This window comes from Streptomyces sp. NBC_01808 (assembly GCF_035917395.1).
Lineage (GTDB): Bacteria > Actinomycetota > Actinomycetes > Streptomycetales > Streptomycetaceae > Streptomyces.
Map to the genome: position 1 here is coordinate 3,852,877 of NZ_CP109072.1, position 23,018 is coordinate 3,875,894.

General features: G+C 74.2%; 19 protein-coding genes, 1 tRNA gene and 1 pseudogene. 15 read left to right on the top strand and 6 right to left on the bottom strand.

The annotated features are described in order from the left end of the window. Nucleotides 1–21: 21 nt before the first annotated feature. A complete protein-coding gene (locus OG946_RS16675; protein ID WP_326796889.1) occupies nucleotides 22–1,293 on the top strand; it encodes a WD40/YVTN/BNR-like repeat-containing protein in 1,272 nt (423 codons plus the stop codon). 57 nt (nucleotides 1,294–1,350) lie between these two features. On the opposite strand, the gene OG946_RS16680 is transcribed toward OG946_RS16675, so the two are convergent. From OG946_RS16680 to OG946_RS16695, 4 genes are all read right to left on the bottom strand, one after another. Then, nucleotides 1,351–2,709 carry an MFS transporter gene (locus OG946_RS16680; RefSeq protein ID WP_326796890.1) on the bottom strand — a complete coding sequence of 453 codons (1,359 nt, stop codon included), beginning with the start codon at nucleotides 2,707–2,709 and terminating at the stop codon, nucleotides 1,351–1,353. Between the two features lie 58 nt (nucleotides 2,710–2,767). Continuing rightward, nucleotides 2,768–3,658, bottom strand: coding sequence for an aminoglycoside phosphotransferase family protein (locus OG946_RS16685; RefSeq protein WP_326800274.1), 891 nt, complete (start codon nucleotides 3,656–3,658; stop codon nucleotides 2,768–2,770). Nucleotides 3,659–3,779: 121 nt separating this feature from the next. Further along, nucleotides 3,780–4,706 (bottom strand): hypothetical protein, encoded by a 927-nt coding sequence (locus tag OG946_RS16690; protein WP_326796891.1) that lies wholly within the window; start codon nucleotides 4,704–4,706, stop codon nucleotides 3,780–3,782. Between the two features lie 10 nt (nucleotides 4,707–4,716). After that, entirely contained in the window at nucleotides 4,717–5,112 is a 396-nt protein-coding gene (locus tag OG946_RS16695; protein ID WP_326796892.1) for a hypothetical protein, read from the bottom strand. A gap of 81 nt (nucleotides 5,113–5,193) precedes the next feature. On the opposite strand from OG946_RS16695, the gene OG946_RS16700 reads away from it, so the two are divergent. The 9 genes from OG946_RS16700 to OG946_RS16740 all read left to right on the top strand — a co-directional run bounded on the left by OG946_RS16700 (nucleotide 5,194) and on the right by OG946_RS16740 (nucleotide 17,320). Continuing rightward, the gene (locus tag OG946_RS16700) at nucleotides 5,194–8,967 is read left to right on the top strand and encodes a CHAT domain-containing protein (RefSeq protein WP_326796893.1); all 3,774 of its coding nucleotides are present in this window, start codon (nucleotides 5,194–5,196) and stop codon (nucleotides 8,965–8,967) included. Between the two features lie 216 nt (nucleotides 8,968–9,183). Then, nucleotides 9,184–10,941, top strand: a complete 1,758-nt coding sequence (locus tag OG946_RS16705; RefSeq protein WP_326796894.1) for an SPFH domain-containing protein — start codon at nucleotides 9,184–9,186, stop codon at nucleotides 10,939–10,941. Further along, complete coding sequence (locus OG946_RS16710; RefSeq protein WP_326796895.1) at nucleotides 10,938–12,293, top strand: SPFH domain-containing protein; 1,356 nt, start codon at nucleotides 10,938–10,940, stop codon at nucleotides 12,291–12,293. The genes OG946_RS16705 and OG946_RS16710 overlap by 4 nt, the downstream gene beginning before the upstream one ends. A gap of 52 nt (nucleotides 12,294–12,345) precedes the next feature. Further along, entirely contained in the window at nucleotides 12,346–12,714 is a 369-nt protein-coding gene (locus tag OG946_RS16715; protein ID WP_326796896.1) for a DUF488 domain-containing protein, read from the top strand. 74 nt (nucleotides 12,715–12,788) lie between these two features. Continuing rightward, the gene (locus tag OG946_RS16720) at nucleotides 12,789–13,622 is read left to right on the top strand and encodes an HdeD family acid-resistance protein (RefSeq protein WP_326796897.1); all 834 of its coding nucleotides are present in this window, start codon (nucleotides 12,789–12,791) and stop codon (nucleotides 13,620–13,622) included. A 102-nt stretch (nucleotides 13,623–13,724) separates the two neighbouring features. After that, nucleotides 13,725–14,363 (top strand): HhH-GPD-type base excision DNA repair protein, encoded by a 639-nt coding sequence (locus tag OG946_RS16725; RefSeq protein WP_326796898.1) that lies wholly within the window; start codon nucleotides 13,725–13,727, stop codon nucleotides 14,361–14,363. 134 nt (nucleotides 14,364–14,497) lie between these two features. Next, complete coding sequence (locus OG946_RS16730; RefSeq protein ID WP_326796899.1) at nucleotides 14,498–16,015, top strand: M28 family metallopeptidase; 1,518 nt, start codon at nucleotides 14,498–14,500, stop codon at nucleotides 16,013–16,015. Nucleotides 16,016–16,263: 248 nt separating this feature from the next. Further along, the gene (locus tag OG946_RS16735) at nucleotides 16,264–16,560 is read left to right on the top strand and encodes a type II toxin-antitoxin system VapB family antitoxin (RefSeq protein WP_018836497.1); all 297 of its coding nucleotides are present in this window, start codon (nucleotides 16,264–16,266) and stop codon (nucleotides 16,558–16,560) included. Nucleotides 16,561–16,654: 94 nt separating this feature from the next. Further along, nucleotides 16,655–17,320 carry a LytR C-terminal domain-containing protein gene (locus OG946_RS16740; RefSeq protein ID WP_326800275.1) on the top strand — a complete coding sequence of 222 codons (666 nt, stop codon included), beginning with the start codon at nucleotides 16,655–16,657 and terminating at the stop codon, nucleotides 17,318–17,320. 106 nt (nucleotides 17,321–17,426) lie between these two features. Here the strand turns inward: OG946_RS16740 and upp are convergent, their stop codons facing one another. After that, entirely contained in the window at nucleotides 17,427–18,059 is a 633-nt protein-coding gene (gene upp, locus OG946_RS16745; RefSeq protein WP_047016662.1) for a uracil phosphoribosyltransferase, read from the bottom strand. Between the two features lie 152 nt (nucleotides 18,060–18,211). Between upp and OG946_RS16750 the strand changes: the two genes are divergently transcribed. From OG946_RS16750 to OG946_RS16765, 4 genes are all read left to right on the top strand, one after another. Further along, nucleotides 18,212–18,397 carry a hypothetical protein gene (locus tag OG946_RS16750; RefSeq protein ID WP_125939077.1) on the top strand — a complete coding sequence of 62 codons (186 nt, stop codon included), beginning with the start codon at nucleotides 18,212–18,214 and terminating at the stop codon, nucleotides 18,395–18,397. A gap of 191 nt (nucleotides 18,398–18,588) precedes the next feature. Then, complete coding sequence (locus OG946_RS16755) at nucleotides 18,589–19,137, top strand: tRNA adenosine deaminase-associated protein (protein WP_326796900.1); 549 nt, start codon at nucleotides 18,589–18,591, stop codon at nucleotides 19,135–19,137. 56 nt (nucleotides 19,138–19,193) lie between these two features. Then, a complete protein-coding gene (locus OG946_RS16760; RefSeq protein ID WP_326796901.1) occupies nucleotides 19,194–19,694 on the top strand; it encodes a nucleoside deaminase in 501 nt (166 codons plus the stop codon). 41 nt (nucleotides 19,695–19,735) lie between these two features. Continuing rightward, nucleotides 19,736–19,822 (top strand) — tRNA-Ser (locus OG946_RS16765). A gap of 164 nt (nucleotides 19,823–19,986) precedes the next feature. Here the strand turns inward: OG946_RS16765 and OG946_RS16770 are convergent. Further along, on the bottom strand, nucleotides 19,987–22,293 hold the full coding sequence (locus OG946_RS16770) for a serine/threonine-protein kinase (RefSeq protein WP_326796902.1): 2,307 nt from the start codon (nucleotides 22,291–22,293) through the stop codon (nucleotides 19,987–19,989). A gap of 461 nt (nucleotides 22,294–22,754) precedes the next feature. Here OG946_RS16770 and OG946_RS16775 point away from each other — a divergent pair. Continuing rightward, nucleotides 22,755–23,015 (top strand): annotated as a pseudogene (locus OG946_RS16775) (ISAzo13 family transposase); the annotation flags it as partial. Nucleotides 23,016–23,018 lie beyond the last annotated feature (3 nt).

Consider the following 23,018-nt stretch of genomic DNA (forward strand, 5'->3'; position numbering starts at 1 on the left):
CGCGAGCGGCGCATGGGCGCCATGGCGTCCGTCCGCCAGTCGATGCACGTGGACATCCAGACGATCACGGTACTTCCTGGTGAGGACAACGTCATCGAGGAGGAGATCCGGGTGAGACCCCTTCACCGCGCGATTACCACCGTGACGGTCGGCGCAGCGCTCGTCGCGAGCCTGTTCACGGCCGCCGCCCCCGCCAACGCCGCCGCGCACCCCGGGCACTGGGACGCACCCGAGTGCGACCGGGTCGTCAGCGACGGCTCGCTCTCCCACACCCGGGACGGCGGCGCCACCTTCGCACCGACCACCACCCCCGAGCGGCCGCCGTACTACCAGTTGGTCACCGGCCTGGAGACCCTCGCCACCCCGAACCGGCTGCTGGCCACCGACATCAACGGCCGGGTGACCGGGTCGGCCGATGCCGGCTGCCGCTGGCGCACCATCGCCAAGCTCGGTGCGGGCCACTGGTTCGTCGCGCCCGGACGCGACGGCAGCGCCTACGTGTGGGAGCTGCGCGGCGACCGCGTCTACCGGGTCGACGGCAACGAGGTCGTCAAGATGCCGGCCTTCGACGGCGAGAAGCTGGGCGGGCTCTACGGGCTCACCGCCAACCCGCGCCGCGCCGGCCACCTGCGGGCCGTCACCGACAACGGCCGCGTGCTGGAGTCCACCAACCACGGGCGCAGCTTCCGCCCCATCGGCACGCCCGTCCCGCTGGCCGATGTCGGCCCGCACACCATGTTCTACGACGCGAAGGTCTCCAGCGCCGACTTCGACCGCATCGTCGTCGGCGTGAGCGACGCCGGCGGCTTCACCAGCGACGACGCCGGCCGCACCTGGCGCCGCGCCAGGCTCGGCGCCGCGGGCGACAAGGTCAACGGCTTCTCCCTGGCGATCTCGCCGGTCGACCCGCGGGTGGTCTACGCGAAGGCGCTGAACGTCACCGAGCTGGAGGCCGGCGAGAGCGGCCGGCACCTCTACCGCTCCACCGACGGCGGCCGCACCTTCAGGACCGTGGTCGACCAGTTCCAGGACGGCGAGGACGTCGTGATCTACAACGGCGGCTGGATGCGCCCGGATCCGACCGACGCCGACGTCGTCTACTTCGAGTACGGCGACCCGTGGAGCGGCACCAACCTCTACCGCCACGACGCGGACGACGACGAGCTGACGATCCGGCACTCCGGCCACCACGGCATCGGCGCCCTCGCCGTCAGCCCGGCCGACCCGGACGTGCTGTACGCCGGCCTGACCTCGGTGCCCAGCGGCGCACCGGTGACGGGGGACGGCGCGTAGCAGCGCCGGGGACCGGGGGCGGTGCCCTGACTCACCGCCCCCGGTCGGCGCCGCGCCCTACGCTCTTTTACGCCCCCGGCCGCGCAGCAGCAGCGGCGCGACGACCAGATACGGCAGCGCGCACACCGCGAACGCCGCCCCGTGCCCGAGCCCGGCGGCCGAGCCGAGCAGGCCGTACGCGCCGTAGACCGCGATCGTCCCCAGGTCCGTACCGACGCCGGCCAGCGAGGTCAGGGTCGCCCGCGCCGGCCCGGTGATCCGCTCCTGCAACCGCGCCTCCGCGAGCACGGTCGCCACCTGGAACCCGCCGAACGCGACCCCCACCAGCGCGATCCCCACCGCCGTCCCCAGCAGCCCGCCCGCGGCGAGCGCCACCGCGGACCCGGCGAGCAGCGCGGCCAGCACCCCCGCCGGCGTCCTGGCGGCCCGGCCCCGCTCCTCGACCCGCCCGGCCAGCAGCCCGCCGGCGGCGGCACCGGCCCAGATCAGCAGCAGGTACAGCGGGACGGCGGGGTCGGCGACGCCGGCCTCGCGGACGAGGTAGGGGGTGTACTCGTCGAGGGAGCCCCAGACGGCGACGACGGCGGGGACGAGGAGGAGGGCGCCGCGGACGGAGGGCTCGGCGCGGAGTTCGGCGAGCCCGGCGCGGAGGGTGCCGACCCAGCCGAGTTCGGGGTCACCGGAGTCGGGACCGGCGTCGGCGTCGGCGGGGGGACCGGCGTCCACGCCCGAGGACGCGCCCTGACCGTCGCCCCGGCGAGCGCTGCCGGAGCCGCCCGCGTTCCCGCCCGACGGTGGCTCCCCGTCCGGTGCCGCCTCGCCACCCGCCGGACCCTGCCCCCGCGCCCGTACCGTCTCAGCGCCGGCGGCAGCCGCCCGGTGCTCCGGAAACCGCGTCGCCACCGCCGCCCCCAGCAGGCAGGACGCCACGCTCGCCGCCCCCACCGCCGCGTACCCGCCGGCCGCGAACACCGGGGCCGCCGCCGCCATCGACGCCATCACGCCCACCGTGCCCGCCGCGCGCCCCCGCCCCAGCGTGCGCGCGTACCGGTCCGCCGCGCCCGCCCGGCCCAACTCCTCGTATACCAGCGCCTCCAGCGCCCCCGACGCGAACGCGCCCTTCGCTCCCCACAGCACGAACCCCGCCGCGAACGCCCAGTACGACGGCGCCAGTATCCACAGCGTGAACCCCACGCCCGTCAGCAGCGGCCCCGCGCACAGCAGCAGGCGGCGGGAGAACGCGTCGGCCCAGGCCCCGGAGGGGACTTCGAGCAGGAGGGACGTCAGCGACCAGATGACGAAGAGGGAGGAGATCTGCCACAGCGACAGCCCGTGGTCGGCGAAGAGCAGCGCGTACACGGGGTAGAGCAGGACGAAGTCGTCCAGGAACGAGTACGCGTAGAAGCAGGCCGCCAATCGCCGCTCGGGGCGGGCGGTACGTATACATCAATGTCGCCAGGTCATGCCCGCAACCCTACCCGTCGGCCAGCACCTCGTCGATGACGAACTTCGAACTGGCGACCATGACCGGGTTGGTGTGCCGGTAGTACGGCAACTGGATCAGCGAGATCGACAGCGCCCACCCGCGCCCGCGCGCCCACGCCGCGTCGTCGTCCCCGCCCGTCACCGCGGCGCGGAACGCCTCGCGCGCCGGGCCGGTGAAGAGGTTCCAGGCGGCGATCAGGTCGACGGCCGGTTCGCCGAGGCCCATGCAGCCGAAGTCGATGACGCCGCCGAGGCGGCCGTCGTCGGTGAGCAGGATGTTCCCGGGGGACAGGTCGGCGTGCAGCCACACCGGCGGCCCGGCGTACGCGGGCGCGCGCAGCGCGGTCTCCCAGGCGGCGGTCACGGCGGGCACGTCCACGCCGTCCTCGGGCTTGAGCTGCGCGAGGGCGGCGCGGGTCTCCGCGTCGCGGTCGGCCAGGGTCTCGCTGCGGTACGAGGGCGGGCCGCCGGCCGGGTCCGCGGCGCGCATCGCGTTGACGAAGCCGGCGAGCTGGCCGGCGAGCGGCCCGGGGGCGGCGACGCCGGCGTCGGGCGGCAGGATCGTCCCGGGGAGCCAGCGGCAGACGCTCCACTGCCAGGGGTACCCGGCCCCGGGGTCGCCCACGGCGACGGGCTCGGGTACGGGCACGGGCAGGCCGGCGGCGAGCCGGGGCAGATGGGAGAACTCCAGGTCCACGTCCTTGGCACCGGCGGCGGTCAGGGGCATCCGCACGCTCAGCTCGTCGCCGAGCCGGAAGACGGCGTTGACGGTGCCGCCGGAGGCGACCCGCTCGACGGGAAGCGCGGCCCACCGCGGGAACTGGGCGGCGATCAGGCTCCGTACGAGCGCGGCGTCTATCTCCGCCTCGTCGGCGTGCATCCGGACGGCAGACATGGGCGCGACCCTACGCCGGTCACGCCCCGGTCCGCGTCCCCGTCCGCGTCCCCGTCCGCGTCACCGTCGCCGTCGCCGTCGCCGTCGCCGGAGCCGTAGAGCCGCCTCACTCGGCCTTCCGGAACAGCTCCGACATCCTGTCCCCCGCCTCGTGCCCGAGCAGCCCCGCCTCGTCCGCCCCGATCAGGCCGATCCGCTGGGCCAGCTCCCGGCCGTGGACGTCGACGGCGGCCTCGACGAGCGCGGCGAGCGCGCCCAGCGCGTCGCGGGCCCGGGCGCGGGCGACCACCGCGCAGCCGGCGGCGGCCAGCGCGGCCGGCCACCACCAGCAGGCGAGGAGGGCGTAGCCCACGGCCCAGGCGGCGAGGCGGGCGGCGGCGCTGAAGGAGTCGTGCGCCGACTGGATCTGGCGTACGGCGGGCTCGGGGAGGATCAGCCACAGGCGGGGCCAGAGGGTGGCGAGGTCCACGCCGTACGCGGACTCCAGCCGGTCCGCCGCCGCCTGCATGCGGTCGCCGTACCAGGTGGGGCGGGTGGGCGTGCGCAGCGCGATGCGGTCGCGGGCCCCGGTGAGGTCCTCGATGCGCGCCTGGACGTCCGGCGGGACCAGCACCGCGCCGTGCGGTCCGGTGCCGCGCAGGGGGATCTCGGCGACGGCCGCTTCGAGCTGCGCGTGCAGGCGCGTCCACCTGCCGGCGCGGCGAGCGGTCAGGGCGCGGGAGAGCCGGTCCCGGCCCGGGCGCAGCCAGTACCGCTCGATCGCGCCGCCGAGGAACTGCACGGCGAGCGAGGCCGCGGCCGCGGTGAGCAGGAGGAGGGCCACCACGAGGGCGGCGGTGCCGGTGCGGTCGAGGGCGGGGCGGGCGGCGAGGTCGTCCAGGGTGGTGCGCAGCCGGTCGGCGTCGTACCAGTGGCGCTGCCCCAGGGTGGTGCCGACGGCCGTGGCGGCGAGGAAGAGGGCACCGGGGAGAACCAGCAGGTTCAGCCAGCGCTCGGTGAGTTTGCCGCCGAGGGTGGCGAGGAGCGGGTTCATGCGGGCGGGGTCACTGCGCGGTCCCGAGCCGGCCCTTGTGCATCCGGGTGTCGTTGACGGCGCAGTGCGGGGCGGGGAGCAGGTCGCGGGCCCTTTCGACGCGGGTGCACCGGGCAGGGCCCGGACAGACCGCCACCTTGATGTGGGCGGTGACGCCGGGGACTTCGCCGCCCCGGGACTCGGCGACAAGGCCGCGGGCGTCCCCGCTCTGGCGCAGCAGCATGTCCAGCGTGCGTACGCAGGCGGCGAGTTCGTCGGCGTCCGCGCCCGCCCGCAGCAGGTCCCGGGCCCGCTCGGCCGCCTCCCGCACCCCGGGGTACTCCAGGTCCTCCGGCGAGCCGAGCAGCGTGCACAGCGCCGCCGCCGTTCTGCCGTCGGAGGGAGAGAAGCCCGGAGACGCAACCACAGTCGGAGTATGCCGCAGATCGGGCAGAATTGCGGGCGAGTTGACGTACCGTCAGGGGCGGCGGCGAGGGGGTGCGAAGGTGTGAGGTACGACCGGGACGTGTTCCTGCGGGCGCTGGGAGCGCGCCTCGACCGGGCCGGGGCGGCGTACGGGGGTGTCGACCGGGCAGTCGTCTTCGGCCGCGACGCGGACGCCGAACTCCGGGGGCTGCTGCGGACCGCCGACGCGCAGACCGACGTGGAGGCCCGGCACGCGGCCGGCTGGCTCTGCGCCGCCCGCGCCATGGCCGACCCGGAGGCCGGGGGCAGGGTGCACGGGTGCATGGCCGGGACACTGCTCTTTCCGGTGTGGGTCGCCGACCCGCAGTCGGTACCCCCGGAGCTGGCGGCGGGCTACGCGACCGCGGATCCCGCGTCCCGCCCCGATCCCGCCGCCGCGGACGGTCCGAACGAGTGGGCGGCCCAGTGCGCCGCGGTCGGGCTCGCGGCCCAGGGGCAGCACCGCGACCCGCCGGCGGACGCGCCGGAAGACGTCCGCCGGCTGCACGAGGTGGCCGCGGCGATGGTCGCCATGACCGCCTCGCGCGAGGCCCTGCTCGCCACCGGGATCGGGTGCGGCGGCCTCGCCGTCCTCGCGACGCCGGAGCACCACCCCCGGTTCGCCCCCCGGCTCAGGGACCTGTCCGGCATCGTGGCCCATGCCGGAATCGCCTGGCCGTTCGGGGACGTGGCCGACGCGGATCCGGTCCGCTTCGTCCACCGCGCCGTCAAGGCCCTGCCGGCGGACTCCCCCGAGCGGCTCCTCACCCTGGCCGGCCTGGGCCGCCAGCTCCTGCTCCGCCACCTGGACACGTACGAGGCCGACGACCTGCACGCGGCGGTCGGCATCGCGCGTGACGTACGGGCCCAACTGCCGCCCGGGAGCCCGCACCTGGCCGTCTGTCTCAGCACCCTGGCGAACGGGCTGCTGATGCTGCGGCAGGTGGAGGGCGCGACCCCCGAGGAGTGCGACGAGGTGGTGGACGTGTGCCGCCTGGCCGTCAGCGGCCATCCGCGGGGGGCCGCGGAGGCGGGCCACGACCTGGGCATGGCGCTCGTCCTCAGGTACCAGCACACCGGCCGGGCAGAGGACCTGCACGAGGCGATCGCCGTGTTCACCCAGGCGCTCCGGACGGCGGAGGATCCCGGGGAGACCGCCGCCCTGCGCAACGCGCTGGGCAACGCCCTGCGCGCCCGGCACGTGGCGACCGGCGACCCGGCCGATCTGGACGAGGCCCTCAGGCTTACCGCCCCCTCCGGCACCGCCGAGGGGGCGGCGGCCGGGCAGGAACTGCCCCTCATCTCTCCCGCGATGGCCCTCTACAACAACTACATGCGCGCGCCGGAGACGCGCGGGGCGGACCTGGACGAGGCGCTGCGGCAGCTAAGGCACGCCGAGACCCTGATGCCGCAGAACCACCCGGACCGTTCCAGTGCGCTCGACGACCTCGGCCTGGTGCTGATGGCGTGCTACCAACGCTCGGGAAAATCGGAGGAGTTGAACGAGGCCGTACGGGTCCATCGCGAGTCGGTGGCGCTCACCCGCGACGGGCACGCGATGCTCGGGCTGCGGCTGCTCAACCTCGCCGCGGCGCTGAGCCTGCGGCACCGGCTGACCGAGGACGGCGACGACCTGCGGGAGGCGCAGGAATGCCGGCACCGGGCCGCCGCGCTGCCCGGTATCGGGCCCGCGCACGAGGCGGCGCGGCTCAGCTCGACGGCTCTCGGCGTCATGGCCGGCTCCGAGCGCGCCGCCGAGCCCCTGGCCCGGCTCGACGAAGCCGTAGGGCTCTTCAGAGAAGCCCTCGCCCTCACCCCGGCAGGCGACCCGGCGCTGTCCCGGCGGCGCCACAATCTCGCCGTCGCCCTGCTGAGCCGCTTCTCGCACACGCAGCGCTCCGAAGACGCCCACGAGGCGCGCGAACTGGCCGACGCGGTGGTCGCGATGCTGCCCGCGAACTCCCCGGAACTGCCGGGCGCCCTCACCGTGGCCGCGAGCGCACGGCAGGTGAGCCCCCGTGCCGTGCTCTCGTCGGCCGCCCGGGACGAGGTGGTCGCGCTGTACCGCCGGGCCGCCGAGGCCGCCCCGCCCGGCCACCCCACGCGCACGTCGCGCCTGATGAACCTCGGCAACGCGCTGCGCGGCCCGCTCCTCGGCCGCCGGCGCCGCCCGGCCGACCTGGCGGAAGCGGCCGGGCTGTGCCGGGAGGCGGCCCTGGAGCAGCAGTGCCCGCCCGCCGTACGCCTCGAAGCCGCACAGACCTGGGGCGAGATCCGGGCGGAGCTGGGCGACTGGGAAGGCGCCCTGGACGGGTACGTCGTGGCGGTCGACCTGCTGCCCGCCGTGGCGCCCCGCCATCTCGTCCGCGACGACCAGGAGTTCCTGCTGAGCAGGACCGTCGGTCTCGGCGCCGCTGCCGCCGCCTGCGCGGTCCGCTGCGGCCGGCCGGGGCTCGGGGTCGGCCTCCTGGAGCAGGCCAGGGGCGTGATCCTCTCCCACGCCTTCGACGCCGACAGCGACCTGACCCGGCTCAGGGAGACCGCCCCGGATCTCGCCGACCGCTTCGACGAACTCCGGGAGGCGCTGGACACGGCGACCGGCGGTCCGGGACTCCTGGACGAGGGACCGTCCGCTTCCGACGGTGCCCGCACCGACCTGCGGCAGCGGCTGGCCGCCGAGTGGCGGGACCTCGTCACCCGCATCCGCGCCGAGCACCCCGAACTGGGCCTGCTGCGCCCGGTGCGGGACTGGGACGAGCGCGAACTCCGCGCCACGGCGGCCGCGGGCCCGGTGGTGCTGGTCAACGTCTCCCCGTACGGCAGCGACGCCCTGGTCGTCACCGAGCGCTCCATCGATGCCGTACCGCTCCCCGGCCTCACCCCGCAGACGGCGGCGGCGCGGCTGAAGACCTTCGAGAACGCGCTGACCCGCATCGACGCCCCGGAAACCTCCCGCAAGCAGGCGCAGCACGCCCAGCGGGACGTACGGGAGACCCTCGCCTGGCTGTGGGAGGCCGTCACCGGCCCGGTCCTCGACCGCCTGCCCGCCGCCACCCGCGTGTGGTGGTCGCCCGGCGGCCTCCTGGGCACCCTGCCCCTGCACGCGGCGGCGCCCGCCGACGCCGGTCCCGGCGCGCTGGACCGGGTGATCTCCTCGTACACGCCGACGCTACGGGCCCTGCACCACGCCCGCCTGCGCACCGCGCGCCCGGCGGGCACCGGGACCCTCGTCGTCAGCGTCGCGCAGGCGGCCGGACACGCCCCGCTCCCCGGCGCGCTCCGCGAGGCCGGACACCTGGCCCGCGTGGTGCCCCGGGCCACCCTGCTCGCGGACGCCTCCGCCACCCACTCCGCGGTCGTCTCGGCGCTGCCCCGGCACGCCTACGCCCACTTCGCCTGCCACGCCCTGGGCGACCTGGAACGCGCCTCCGGCAGCCGGCTCGTCCTGCACGACCACGCCGAACGCCCGCTGACCGTCCGCGACCTGGCCCGGCTGCGGCTGCCCTCGGTCCGGCTCGCCTACCTGTCCGCCTGCGCCACCCTGCACACCAGGCCCGAACTCGCCGACGAGGCGGTCCACATCGTCAGCGCCTTCCAGATGGCCGGCTTCCCCCATGTCGTCGGCTCGCTGTGGCACGTCGACGACGTGATCGGGGCGCAGGTCGCGCTCAGCGTCTACGAGAGCCTGACCAGGGGCGACGGCACGCTCGACGCCGACCGCACGGCCGAGGCCCTGCACCGCGCCGTACGCGGTCTGCGGGACACCTATCCGCAGACACCCAGCCTGTGGGCGTGCCAGGTGCACGCGGGGCCCTGATAGCGCCGCCGCCCGGCCGGCGGGGTCAGCGGGACCGTGCCCGGAGAGTCCGGGCGGCGGAATAGCAGAGCAGGTGCTCTCCTAAACCCGGTTACTGCCGGAATCGTGCAATGACCACGTACCCGTGTTGTCACGATCCGCGCCTGTGCTTGCGCACGACTGTACGAAACGGTTGGGCTTGCGGAGAGTGATCACGCGACTGAGGAGGGGGACGACATGGCACGTTCGCGTGCGCAGACCATCAGAGGCGCGGCGCAGGCCGTGATGGAGGGGAACGACCCGAGGCAGCTCGCCCAGGACGAGCTGCGCCGCCGCGGCGTACTGCCCGACGGGGAGCAGGGCCGCGAGGGCAGGGAAGGCGGCCGGGGCCGGCGCAGTGACGCGCCCCGGGAGGACGGGATGGACCCGGCCGACTTCCCCGCCGCCCGCGACCAGGGCGGCAGCCTCGACACCGTCATGACGCAGCAGTCCGTGCCGCTGGACGAGGCCGGGGAGGTGCTGAACCGCAGCGAGCTGAAGCGCGAGGGTTTGGAGCAGGTGCACGCCATCTGCCCGATGGTGCTGCCGCGCGGGCGCTCGTTCCTCAGCATGCTGCCGGTGTCGCTGCTGCTCGTCGTCGGCGCCGTCGGCACCATCGCGGTGGCCGCCACCGGCGACGACGTGGTGACGAACCCGCTGTTCGGCGCCCACTACTGGGTGCTGGCGATCTTCGCCGTGGGGTTCGTGTGGTGGCGGCAGGGGATGGTGATGGTGCCCGATGGGTGTCATGCCCTGATCACCAAGTTCGGCAAGCTGGAGCAGGTCGTCGGCCCCGGCCGGGTCATCCTGCTGAACCCGTGGAAGCGGGTCTCGTACATCCTCAACACCACCCGCGAGTACCCCTTCAACGCGCCCGTGCGCGAGGCCCCGACGAAGGGCGGGGTGAAGGCGTCCATCGACCTCTTCATCCAGTTCCGGATCAGCGACCCGGTCGAGTTCGTCTACACCCTCGGCGCCGTGCGCGGCTTCGAGGAGAAGCTGAACAACGCCGTCAGCGAGACGATCCGCAGCCTCATCTACGAGCAGGAGGCCGCCGGCATCTACGACATGGTCGGCGAGGACACCACCCGGCTGCTCGACTCGCTGAACCGCCAGTTCCGGCCCGCGGTCGAGCTGACCAACGCCAACATCACCCACGCCGAGCCCTCCGACCAGCCGTACCGCATGGACCTCGCGGCGCCGGAGATGGTGCGGATGGCCAAGGAGGCGTACACCCACGAGTACGCGCTCCAGCTCCGCAAGGAGCAGGACGAGGGCGACCTGAGCAAGGAGCTGGCGACCCGCGAGGAGGAACTGTCCGCGATCCAGGCGGACATCGCCCAGTACCAGGCCCAGATGGACACCGCCGTCGAGCGCGAGACCAACCGCGCCGAGGCGCTGGCCCGGCAGCGGTACGTCCAGGCCGAGTCGGAGGCGCGGGCCAACGCCGCGCTGCTGGAGGCGCAGGCGCTCGACATCCGCGCGGTGACGACGGCCGAGGCGCCGGAGATCCTGGAGTACCGCTACCAGCAGCAGGTCCTCGACACCCTGGAGCAGGTCGCCGACCACCTGCCGCAGTTGCTGCGCATCGGCGGCCCCGCCGACGGCGCGAACGGCGGCGGCGCGGGCGTCGACTTCCTGGCGCTCGCCCGGGAGCTGATCGGCGAGCACGGCGCGGACCTGTTCTCGGAGGCCGAGATGGCGGCCGTACGGGAGCGGCTGGCCGAGGTCGCGGCGCGGATCGCCGAGCGGGAGCCGGAGATCCGGGCGCTGCGCGAGGCCGAGCGGCCGGCGCCGGTGCCGGCCCCGGCGGGCAGCGCGGAGGCGGAGCAGCAGCCCGCGCCGCACGAGCCGCAGGCAGTCGGTGCCGCCATCGGAGTCGCCGGCGAAGGCTACGGACACGAGAGCACGGGCTTCGGGCCCGCGAACCACGGGCACGAGGAGGCGGGAGCATGAGCACGGCGGCCATGAAGCGCAGGTCGGTCATCTCCGAACTCGTCGCGGCCTGGGGCGACATCCCCCAACTGCTGCGCGGCGGCGAGGCCGGCACCCTGATCCCCGTCATCATCCCCCGCCACCGCCGCCGGCTGTGGTGGATGGTGCCGCTGTGGCTGGCGCTGCTGGCGCTGACGACCGGCGTGATGGCCGGGCTGCAGAGCGGCAGCGAGGACGGCTGGAGCGCGAGCGCGTACGACGCGCTGGCGGCGGCCGCGTACGGCACCGGCGTCTTCCTGCTGGTCGTCGGCGTGCTGTGGTGGTGGCGCTCCTCGATCGTGAAGATCGAGCAGGGCACGAACGGCGTCCTCACCCGCTACGGCGCCATCGCCCGCACGCTGGGCCCGGGCCGGCACTTCGTCTGGCACCCCTGGTCGCGGGTGGACTTCGTCGTCGACACGGCCACGGAGATCCCGTACTCGGCGCCGGTCATGGCCTGCCCGACGCAGGAGAACGTGCCGCTGCGCTCGATCGAGTTCTTCCTGAAGTTCCGCATCAACGACGCGGTGCTCTTCGTCCGCACCATCGGCGCGGGCAACTTCGACCTGGTGCTCTCCAGCGCCGTGCAGGACGCGATCCGCCAGCGCGCGCGCCGGGTGCGCACGGAGCGGGCGTACGACCTGCGCGGCTCGGACGTCGCGGACATGCAGGACCTGCTCAACCGCCAGTTGGCCCGCTACGGCGTGCGCATCACCGGCGCCAACATCCCCGACGTCCAGCTCCCCGCGCAGTACCAGCAGCACCTCGCCACCCGCGAGCGGGTGGCGAAGGAGCGGACCGCGTACGAGCAGGAGTGGGGCCTGACCCGCAAGCGCCGCATCGACAACCTCCAGATGGACATCGAGCGGGCGAAGAAGGCACGCGACGCGCGGTTCGTCGAGGTCAAGGCCGCGCTGAACCGGGCCCGCGAGGAGGTCGCCCGGCTGCTGGAGCAGCAGGAGACCGAGGCGCAGAAGGTCCGCTTCGAGATCGAGACCCGCGGGCGCAGCGGCCTGATCGCCGCCGAGAACGAGGCGAAGGCGCAGCGCCGGCTGGCGCAGGCGTACCGCGACAACCGCGCGGTGCTGCAGTACGAGCTGGCCAGGCGGCGGCTGGAGGTGGGCGCGGTGCTCGCGGGCAGCGCGCCGCAGCCGACGGTCATCCGCACGGACGGCGGCGGGGGCGGCGGCGTTGATGGCACCGCGCTCTCGACCCTCCTCACGGCGCAGTTGCTCCCCCGGCTGACGGCCGGCTCTCCGGCGGGCGGGCCCCCGCCGGCGGGCGGCCTGCTCCGGGCGGTGGCGGCCGAAGGACACGGGGCCGGCGAGGAGTGAGCGGGGCCGTGCGGCGGGCGCGGGGGGCTCGCCGCACGGCTACCGTGGACGTATGACGACAAAACACGCACCTCCTCGGATACGCCGCGTCTACGACGCCCCCGCCGAGGACGACGGCCGGCGCGTCCTCGTCGACCGGATCTGGCCCCGCGGCATGACCAAGGAGAAGGCGCACATCGACGAGTGGCTGAAGGCCATCGCGCCCTCGGACGAACTGCGCCACTGGCTGCACGCGGACTTCGAGCGCTACCCGGACTTCGTGAAGCGCTACCGCAAGGAGCTGGCCGACCACGAGCGGGCGGAGGCGCTCGCGCATCTGCGCGCGCTCTACGAGCAGGGGCCGCTGACGCTGGTGACCAGCACGAAGGAAGTGCAGCGCAGCCACCTGACGGTGCTCGCGGAGGAGCTGGAGCGCGGCTGATCCGCGGCCGTACGCGTCACCCGTACGGCCCAGCGCCGGTGGCAGCCCGGCCGGAGCCGCTCGCAGCCTGGAGCATGAGCACCGACCCGGCGCCGCACCGCGGCCGCCCCGACAGACCCGGTCCCTCCGCTGCCGACGCCGCCGACGCTGACACCGACGAAGGCATACACCCCGTCGGCGACGGCACCCGCCGCGTGGAAGAACCCCGCGCCGCGCCCACCGCCACCCCCGGGGAGCACGCCCCCCGGGAGCGCCGGCTCAGCGTCGTCGCGGGCGACGAGCACGCGGGCCCGCCGCCCGGCGGCGGCGCGGCACGTACCGCCCACCACGACCGCGGCGCCGTCCCCGAAGGGCCCCTCGGCCTCCTCGCCAGAGGCGCCTGGCAGGCGGTGCTGCTCGCGGGCGTCGCCGCCCTCGTCCTCGGCGCCCTCACCCTCGCCTGGCCCGGCGAGACGCTCCGCGTCGTCGGCATCCTCTTCGGCCTGTACCTGCTGGTCATCGGCGTGATGCAGCTCGTCGCCGCGTTCGGTACGCACGCCTCCACCGCGCTGCGCGTGATGGCGTTCATCAGCGGCGCGCTGTGCATCCTGCTGGGCCTGCTGTGCTTCCGCAGCGCGCTGCGGTCCATCCTGCTGCTCGCCCTGTGGATCGGCATCGGCTGGCTCTTCCGCGGCATCACCCAGGCGGTGGCCGCCGGTTCCGACGAGGCGATGCCCGCGCGCGGCTGGCAGATCGGCCTCGGCGTGATCTCGGCGCTGGCCGGCATCGTGCTGATCGTGTCGCCGCTGACGTCGATCGCGATCCTCACCTACCTCGCCGGCGCCTGGCTGCTGGCCGTCGGCGTCATCGAGATCGCCACCGCGGTTCGCATCCGCCACCGCGCGAAGCAGCTCCCGGCCGGCGCCTGAGCGGGACGCCCGGCCGGGCCGCGGCCCCCGGTGCGCAAGGCGCGCGCCGGGGGCCGCGTGTTGCCCGGCGGGGCCGCGACCGGCTGCTGCCATGATGCTCGGATGAACGTCACCGTCCGTCTCGCGCAGCAGCCGGAGGCCGACGCGCTGCTCGGCCGCAGCCCGCTGGCCGTCCTGGTCGGCATGCTCCTCGACCAGCAGGTGCCCATGGAGTGGGCGTTCTCCGGCCCGTACACGATCGCCCACCGCATGGGCGGCGACGACCTCGACGCCCACGCCATCGCCGCGCAGGACCCCGAGGCGTTCGCGACGCTGCTCTCCGAGAAGCCGGCCGTGCACCGCTACCCCGGCTCGATGGCCAAGCGGATCCAGCAGCTCTGCGCGTACCTCGTGCACGAGTACGACGGCGACGCGGAAGCCCTCTGGCGCGATGCCGGCAGCGGCCGGGAGCTGCTGCGGCGGCTCCAGGCGCTGCCCGGGTACGGGAAGCAGAAGGCGCAGATCCTCACCGCGCTGCTGGGCAAGCAGTACGGGGTCGCCCCCGACGGCTGGCGCGAGGCGGCGGGCGCGTACGGCGAGGACGGCAGCCGCCGGTCGGTCGCGGACATCACCGGGCCGGAGACGCTGACGGAGGTACGGGCGTTCAAGCAGGAGGCGAAGGCGGCGGCCAAGACGGCCAAGGCGTCCGGGGCGGCCGGGGCGCAGGGGAAGACGGGGCAGAAGGCGAAGAAGACCGCCTGAACCGGGACGGGTTGGCCACCGGCCATTCCGCAACGCCGTTCGAGTCGCTAGGTTGCTCGCACCCCGTCCGCCTTGCGGACAGGAGACCCCACACGCCGGACAGGTCGCCCACCTTTGACGTCGGAAGGACTCCTGTGTTCCCTCGAAGATTCACGGCTGCGCTGGGCGCGGCCGCCCTCGCCGTCCCCCTGCTCCTGGCCAGCGCGGCACCCGCGGCGACGGACGGCGCGAAGCTGGCCCGTGAGCTGGTGCGCGCGTCCAGCGCCGCGGACGCGTACAAGCACCTCAAGGCGTTCCAGCGGATCGCGGACCGCAACGGCGGCCACCGCGCGGCCGGTTCGCCGGGGTACGAGGCGTCCGCCGCGTACGTCTACGACCAGCTCAAGCAGGCCGGCTACGACGTCACGTACGACACCTTCGACTTCACCTACTCCGAGACGCTCAAGGACGAGTTCGCAGTCGTCTCGCCCGGGGCACGGGACATCGAGATATACGCGATGACCTTCTCGAAGGCGACCCCCGAGGGCGGCCTCGACGCGCCGCTGGCCGCCGTGCCCGTCGACGCCGACGGCACCTCGGGCTGCGAGCCGGGCGACTTCACGGGCGGCGACTACACGGGCAAGGTCGCGCTCGTCCAGCGCGGGGGCTGCAACTTCGCCGTCAAGCAGGCCAACGCCGCGGACGCGGGCGCCGTCGCCACCGTCATCTACAACAACACCGAGGGCGCCCTCAACGGCACCCTCGGCGACGCCGACGCGGTCAAGGTGCCCACCGGCGGCATCACCAAGGCCGAGGGCGAGGCCCTGGCCACGCTGCTGACGCAGGGCGAGGTCACCGTCCACGTCGACATCCAGATGATCGTCGAGCCGCGGACGACGCGGAACGTCATCGCCGAGACCAAGGGCGGCGCCGACGACCGCACGGTCATGCTCGGCGCGCACCTCGACTCGGTCTCCGAGGGCGCCGGCATCAACGACAACGCCTCGGGCTCCGCGGCGCTGCTGGAGGTCGCGAAGGAGCTGGCGAAGGCGGAGGAGAAGCCGCGCAACCAGGTGCGCTTCGCATTCTGGTCGGCGGAGGAGCTGAGCCTCGTCGGCTCCACGGACTACGTGAGCCGGCTGACCCCGCGCCAGTTGCGGGACATCGAGCTGTACCTGAACTTCGACATGGTCGCCTCGCCGAACTACGGCCTCTTCGTCTACGACGGCGACGACTCCGACGGCGTCGGCGAGGGCCCGGGCCCGGAGGGCTCGGCGCAGTTGGAGCGGCAGATCACCGACTTCATGGACCGGAAGGGGATGCCGCACGAGGGCACCGACTTCACCGGCCGCTCCGACTACGGCCCCTTCATCGAGGTGGGCATCCCGTCCGGCGGCACGTTCACGGGCGCGGAGGGGACGAAGACCGAGGCGCAGGCCGTGAAGTTCGGCGGCACGGCGGGCAAGGCGTACGACCCGTGCTACCACACGGCGTGCGACGACCTGGACAACATCAGCATGCCGGCGTTCGACGCGAACATCGACGTCATCGCCAACGCGGTCGGGACGTACGCGCACGACGTCAGCTCGCTGCGCGAGCCGGTGTCGTTCGTGCCCACCGAGGGCGACGAGGGCAGCGGCGGGGGTGCGCACGACGACCACGCGGAGCGGTGAGCGCGTGACGGCGTAGCACAGACGCGAGGGGAGCCCGGGCCGCGGACGGCCCGGGCTCCTGCCGTTCCGCCCGCCTTGCCGCCGCCTCTCTTCGGCCGTGCTCCACCGTGCTCCACCTTGCTCCGCCGTGCTCCGCCTTGCTTATGCCGTCCCCCGCTTGCCTCCGCCTTGCTTCGCACTTGCCGCTGGCTTGTGGCTCCTGTGCATCACTGCTGCGCCCGGAGGCGCATCCCCGGTAGGCTTTCCGTGTGATCTTCAAGCGCATCGGAAACGGGAGGCCGTACCCCCACCACGGCCGGGAGTCCACCCGCCAGTGGGCTGATGTCGCGCCACGCCCGGTACGCCTCGACCAGTTGGTGACGACGAAGCAGCAACTGGACCTGGAGACCCTGCTCGCCGAGGACTCGACCTTCTACGGCGACCTCTTCGCCCACGTCGTGAAGTGGCGCGGCGACCTGTATCTGGAGGACGGACTGCACCGCGCGGTGCGGGCGGCGCTGCAGCAGCGCCAGGTGCTGCACGCGCGCGTCCTTGAGCTGGACTGAGCAGTCCGTTGACCCTTTCGGGGGGACCCGCGTCCACCCCGTAGATCATTTAGTAGGCACGGCCCCTTCCGGCTACTACGCTGCCGCCATGAGCATGCTGACGCCCCCCGAGATGGGCGGGCCGTACCGCATCAAGGGCACCAAATATCCGCGTATGCGGCGAAGCCGCCGGCGCCGGAGGGTGCTGATCCTGCTCGGTGCCGTGCTCGCGGTCGCGCTCGCCGGCTGGGGCACGCTGCAACTCGTCGACGCCTTCACGGGCGGCGACGAGGAGGAGAAGGCGGTGCAGGCCCGTACGCCCGAGGACTGCGGCGCCGGGGAAACCGGCGCGAAGTCCGGCGAGGGCAAGAGACCCGAGAGCGGTCCCGGCGGGAAGCCGGCCGAGCTGCCCGCCCCGGGCCGGGTCGAGGTCAACGTGCTCAACGCCACCGCCAGGACCGGCCTCGCGCAGAAGACCGCCGACGAGCTGGAGAAGCGCGGCTTCAAGATCGGCAAGGTCGACAACGCGCCCGCGGCGTACGACAAGAAGGTACCCGGCGAGGGCGTCCTGCTCGGCGCCCCGGGGACCGTGGACGGCGAGCTGAAGGTGCTGGGCACGCAACTGGCGCAGGCGGAGCCGAAGGCGGTGGAGCGCAAGGGCGCGGTGGTCGATCTGATCATCGGCGACGAGTTCCGCGGGCTGGCCAAGCCGGCGGAGGCGAAGGCGGCGCTGAAGGCGCTGGCGGCCCCGGCGAAGGCGAAGCCGGGGGCGTGCGACTGAGGACGCCCGCGGCAGCCCGCGGCACGGGGCACCACGGGGTACCCGCCGACCCGGCGGTCGCTGACCCGGCGCCTGCCGGCCCGGCGGTCCCCGGCCGGGCTCGCCGCTAGGCGGTCCCGTACATCCGGTCGCCGGCGTCGCCCAGGCCGGGCACGATGTACCCCGCCTCGTTCAGCCGCTCGTCCATCGCCGCCGTGACCACCGTCACCGGCGCGCCCGCCAGCTCGTGCTCCACCGCGTCCGTCCCCTCCGGCGCCGCCAGCAGGCAGATCGCCGTGACGTCGTCCGCGCCCCGCCGGATCAGCTCGCGGATCGACGCGACCAGGGTGCCGCCGGTGGCCAGCATCGGGTCCAGGACGTAGACCTGCCGGCCGGACAGATCCTCCGGCAGCCGGTTCGCGTACGTGCTGGGCTGCAGGGTCTCCTCGTCGCGTATCAGCCCGAGGAAGCCCGCCTCCGCCGTCGGCAGCACCCGCATCATGCCGTCGAGCATGCCGAGCCCGGCGCGCAGGATCGGCACGATCAGCGGCTTGGGACGGGCCAGCCGCACACCGGTGGTCTGCGCGACGGGGGTGCGCACGTCGACCTGTTCGGTGCGGACGTCGCGCGTCGCCTCGTACGCGAGGAGCGTGACGAGCTCGTCGGCCAGCCGCCGGAAGGTGGGAGAGTCCGTGCGCTCGTCGCGCAGCGTGGTGAGCTTGTGCGCCACCAGGGGGTGGTCGACCACGTGAATCCGCATGCTCCCGAATCTATCCGAGACCCGGCCGGGCACGGATACCCGTGGGGGCCAGGGGGTACGCGTGGAGAAACGGGCCGCGGTGCGTACACAACCGCCAACCGGGTGCAAGGCGGATATGTCCGCCCGGCCCGCTCGGACGCTGGAGGTGTGTGATGCCGGATCGTGATCTGCGCAGCGGTGATCCGCTGGCCGAGACCACCGACGACCGCGGCCGGCGCCGCGCCGCCTTCCTGCGCGACCTGCACGAAGCCGAGGCGCTGCGGGCGCGCGTCCAGCCGCGGCGCGCCCGGGCGGCGCGGCGTCGGCATGTCCACCGCATGCGCACCTTTCGCTGGTAGACGGCCGATGAGCGGCGGAACGGGGGCCGCGCGACGGCCCAATTCACGACGCACAGCGGAAGACCCCGCAGACAGCGCAGGTTTCTGTCACGATTCCGGTGAGGGCGGGTCCCCCGCCCCTGGTCGGGGGGAGAGAGCAGGCAAGCTCGACCACCCGGCCCGGCACACCTAGGACCAGTGGGAGAGTCACGGTGTACTTCGCCGCACTGCTCGCGCGCACCGAAGACGGGTGGGAAGCGAGCGATACAGAGCTCGACGACGTGGAGACGCTGGACGACCTGGCCGACCTCGCCCGCGAGGCGACGGCCGACGACGACGAGACCGTGCTGGTGCTGCTCGAGCAGGAGGGCATCTGGTACGGCGTCATCCGTATAGACGGCGAGGACGACCCGCGCGTCTTCGTCTCGAACGCCGCGGGGGCCGCGCGCAGCGCGTACGGGGAGATCCTGCTCACCCCCGAGCTGCTCGGCCGGGAGCCCGAGGACGACAGCGCCCTGGACAGCCTGACGGACCTGGACGGCACCGAGGACGGCGAGCCGGACGCCGCCGGCGGCTCCGGCGCGGACGCCGACGCCGACCCGGACGCCCCGCCCGGCACGCCGGCGGGCCCGGTGGGCGACACGGAGCTGCTGGAGGACCTCGGGGTCTCGGAGAAGCAGTTGCTGGCGCTGCACAGCGATGCGGTCAACGAGATCGCCGAGATGCTCGGCGCGGCGGACGTCCTGGAGGCGGTCCGCTGACCGAGCCCGGCGGAGAAGGGGAGAGCGGCCCGTACGAGGAGCTGTGGGCACCGCCGATGCGCGCGGCCCTGGCGGAGGCGGAGCGCGCCCTGGAGACGGGTGACGTGCCGGTGGGCGCGGTGGTCGTGGGTCCGGTGGACGCGTCGGGGGACTCGTACGCCTCGCTGATCGAGGCACCGCCCACGGGCAGGATCCTGGCCCGCGCCCGGAACGAGAGGGAGGCGACGGGCGATCCCACGGCGCACGCGGAGATCCTGGCGCTGCGGGCGGCGGCGGCGGAGCTGGGCGGCTGGCGGCTGACGGGCTGCACGCTGGTCGTCACGCTGGAGCCGTGCACGATGTGCGCGGGCGCCGCGGTCCTCGCCCGCGTCGACCGCGTCGTCTACGCCGCCCGCGACCCCAAGACGGGCGCGGCGGGCTCCCTCTGGGACGTCCTCCGCGACCGCCGCCTGAACCACCGCCCGGAGGTCATCCCCCACGTCCTGGCCCCACCCGCCACCGCCCTGCTCACCGCCTTCTTCCGCACCGCCCCGGCCCCGGACGGCCCGCGCCCGTAACGATTTCTGCTCACGGCGGCGGGTGGGCTAAGCTGCGTGGCGGTAGCGTGTCCGAGCGGCCGAAGGAGCTCGCCTCGAAAGCGAGTGTGGGGGCAACTCCACCGTGGGTTCAAATCCCACCGCTACCGCCGCTGAAGAGCAGAAACACGAATGCCGGGCCCGCGACGGGCCCGGCATTCGTGGTGGTGGTCTCAGTTTTGGTCTCCGTTGGCCGGTACGAGCGCGCCTGATAGCCCGTCATCGTCGTCCGGGCCGTCACCCGCCTCCCAGATGAGGCCGGCCCCCGCCCCCGTCATACGGCGGGAAGGCCGTAGATGTTGTCTGTGTGGACGGCGATGAGCCGGCTGCCCGCCGCTGCCACCTGCCACTGGCCGCTGTCGTTCACGCCGTCGTTGTATCGCCAGCGCAGCTCGCCGGATTCGGCGTCGAACGCGTAGATGCCGCCGCCGTCGAAGTACGAGGCGCCGTACACCGAGTCCTCGGCCCGCACGAAGCTGATCGGCATCTCCATCGGCGACACGTCCTTGTTGCGCCACAGCACCTCGCCGCTGTCGGCGTTCACGGCGAAGACCGCGTGCCGGGTGACGGATGCGTACACCACCCCGTCGACGACGCTCACCGAGGGGTTGAAGCCGTTACCGGGGTGCCCAGAGGGGACCGACCAGAGTTCGTCCCCGCTGTCCAGCGCATAGGCGACCAGCGTCCGCTCGCTCTGGTTGGCGAAGACTGCCTTGTCGCCGTGGAGGGCGGGACGCTGGGCGATCTCGTCGCCGACCTCCTTGGTCCACACCTGGTTTCCGGCGGCGGTGGAGCGGACGGTGAGGTTGTAGTTGTCGTCGGCATACACGAGGTAGGTCCCGTCGGTGGTCGCGGCCACGCTCCACTCACCCGCCCCCGGGTCGCGCTGCTTGCGCCAGACGACCTTGCGGGACTCCAGGTCCACGGCGGCGACGACGGTGCCGCCTTCCCCGGCGCTTTCCACGCCCTCGATCTCGGCGATCACGTAGACGTGTCTGCCGTCGGCGGCGACGGGCCGCGGGTTGGTGAAGCCGGCGCCGAGGCGGCTGCGCCACGCCTCCTTGCCGGTCTTGACGTCGAGGCCGACGAAGTCGCCGTCGTAGTCGGCGCTGAGCAGGAACAGCAATCCGCCGCTGTGCACGATCCCGGAGCCGGGTGTGATGCCCGCTTCCGACCACTTTTTGTCGCCGGTCACCGGGTCGTACGCGAGCAGCGGGTCGCCCATGGCGATGGCCAGGCCGTCGATGACCTGCGGCGCGACGTCGTACGCCAAGCTCAGCGGCTTGGCGCGCTGCCGCCACAGCGGCTCCGGGCTCGTGCCGGCGGGCGGGGTGGTGAAGTTCTCCGCGTCCAGCGCCTCGGGCAGCTTGTCCTTGTCGTCGTCCGGCTTCCCGCCGCCGTCCGCGCCGGGGAGCAGCCACGCGGCCAGCCCGCCGCCGCCGAGCGCGAGCGCACCGGTGCCGAGCCCGGCGGCCAGGAACCTCCGCCGGGAGGACCGCTTGCCCCCGGCGGGATCCGGCCGGGGCGCGGTAAAGGCGGTCGGGGTGTATCCGGAGCCGGCCCCGGCCCCGGCCCCGGCGCCGGGCGCCGGTGTGCCGCCGCCGGGCCTCGTCGCGTCGTAGGCCCCGTCCGGAACCGGCCCGAACGCCGCCGGCGGCCCTGCGGCGCCCGCGGGGGCGCCTTCCCGCAGCGGCTCCTCCAGGTCGAGAATCCACGCCGCGTGCTGCGCGATCGTGGACGCGACCGGGCCTGGCAGCCACGACTGCAGCAGCTCCGCCGCGCCGCCGGCCGCGAAGCCCGCGCCGACCTGCTCCGGGCCCGGCCGGATCGCCGGATCCTTGGCGAGCAGCGGCGTGATGTGGCCGCGCAGGCCGTCCGGCACCCCGCTCAGGTCGGGATCCGCATGCACCACCTGATACAGCAGCGCGGGCGCGCTGCCCTGACCGAACGGCTGCCGCCCGGTCGCCGCGTACGCCAGCACCACGCCCAGCGAGAAGACATCGCCCCCGGGACCGGCGTGCTGTCCGCTCGCCTGCTCCGGCGGGATGAAGCCGGGCGAGCCGACGATGACGCCGGTGCTCGTCAGGTGGTCGCCGTCGACGGCGCGGGCGATACCGAAGTCGATGACGCGCGGGCCGTCGGCGGTCAGCAGTACGTTCGACGGCTTGAGGTCCCGGTGCACCAGCCCGGCGCCGTGGACCGCGACCAGCGCCTCCGCGAGCCCGGCACCCAGGGCGCGCACAGTGGTCTCCGGCAGCGGCCCGTGCCGCTCCACGACGTCGGACAGCGAGGGCCCGAGGACGTACGCCGTCGCCAGCCACGGCAACGCCCCCTCGGTGTCGGCGTCCACGACGGGCGCGGTGTACGTCCCCGACACCGCCCGTGCGGCCTCCACTTCCTGCCGAAACCGCTGCCGGAACCCGCCGTCCTCGGCCAGCTCCGGTCGCACGACCTTGACCGCGACGGTCCGCCCTCCCGCCGAGCGCGCAAGATACACCCGCCCCATGCCCCCCGCCCCCAGCCGCGCCAGCAGCCGGTACGGGCCGAAGGCCACCGGATCCTCGGCGTGCAACGGCTGCATCGACAGCCACCCCCCAGACTCTCTCGTACGTGTGCATGAAGCGGGCGAGCGCTCCGGCAGCCGCCGCACGTATGTGAGCAGCTCACGACCTCAGCCGCCCGCCCGCATGCCTTCGCGGGCGGCGTAGAGGGACCAGGATGCGGGCGTGGCCCCGGGCCGGTTCTGCTCGGCGTCCCCGCGCCCGGCGCGACGGCTGCTTCCGCTGCGAAGCAGGTGCGGCAGCACCGACGGGCGAGGCTGCAGCGCCTGTCAGCCCTGACGGTGAAGTGTGCCCGCCAGACCTTGACGAATCCTGTCAGGGACCTTGATGAGCCCGGGCGGCCGGCGTGCCGGGCCGAAGTGCCACCGGCCGGCCGTCGACCGGACCCGGCACCAGGCCGGCATTCCCGGACCTCGTCGCCATCGCGTCTTCCCCGGTCACGGTCATCGAGCCGGGACGGTCGCCGGAATACCCCGCCGGAGCGCAGGCGCGGTCGCTGGGGCATGGCGGGATCAGCCTCGTCGCCCGCGCGGCCGGGGTCCGCGAGGGCACCGTCTCGCGTGGGGTGGCTGAACTGGAGGCCGGTGAAGCGCCGTTGGGACGGGTCCGGCGGGAGGGCGGCGGGCGCAAGCGGGCCGTGGATCTCGGTCCCGGGCTGCGGCCCGGACTGCTTGCGCCGGTCGAGCCGGATGTGCGCGGGGATCCGATGTTGCCGCTGCGGTGGACGACGAAGTCAGATCGACCG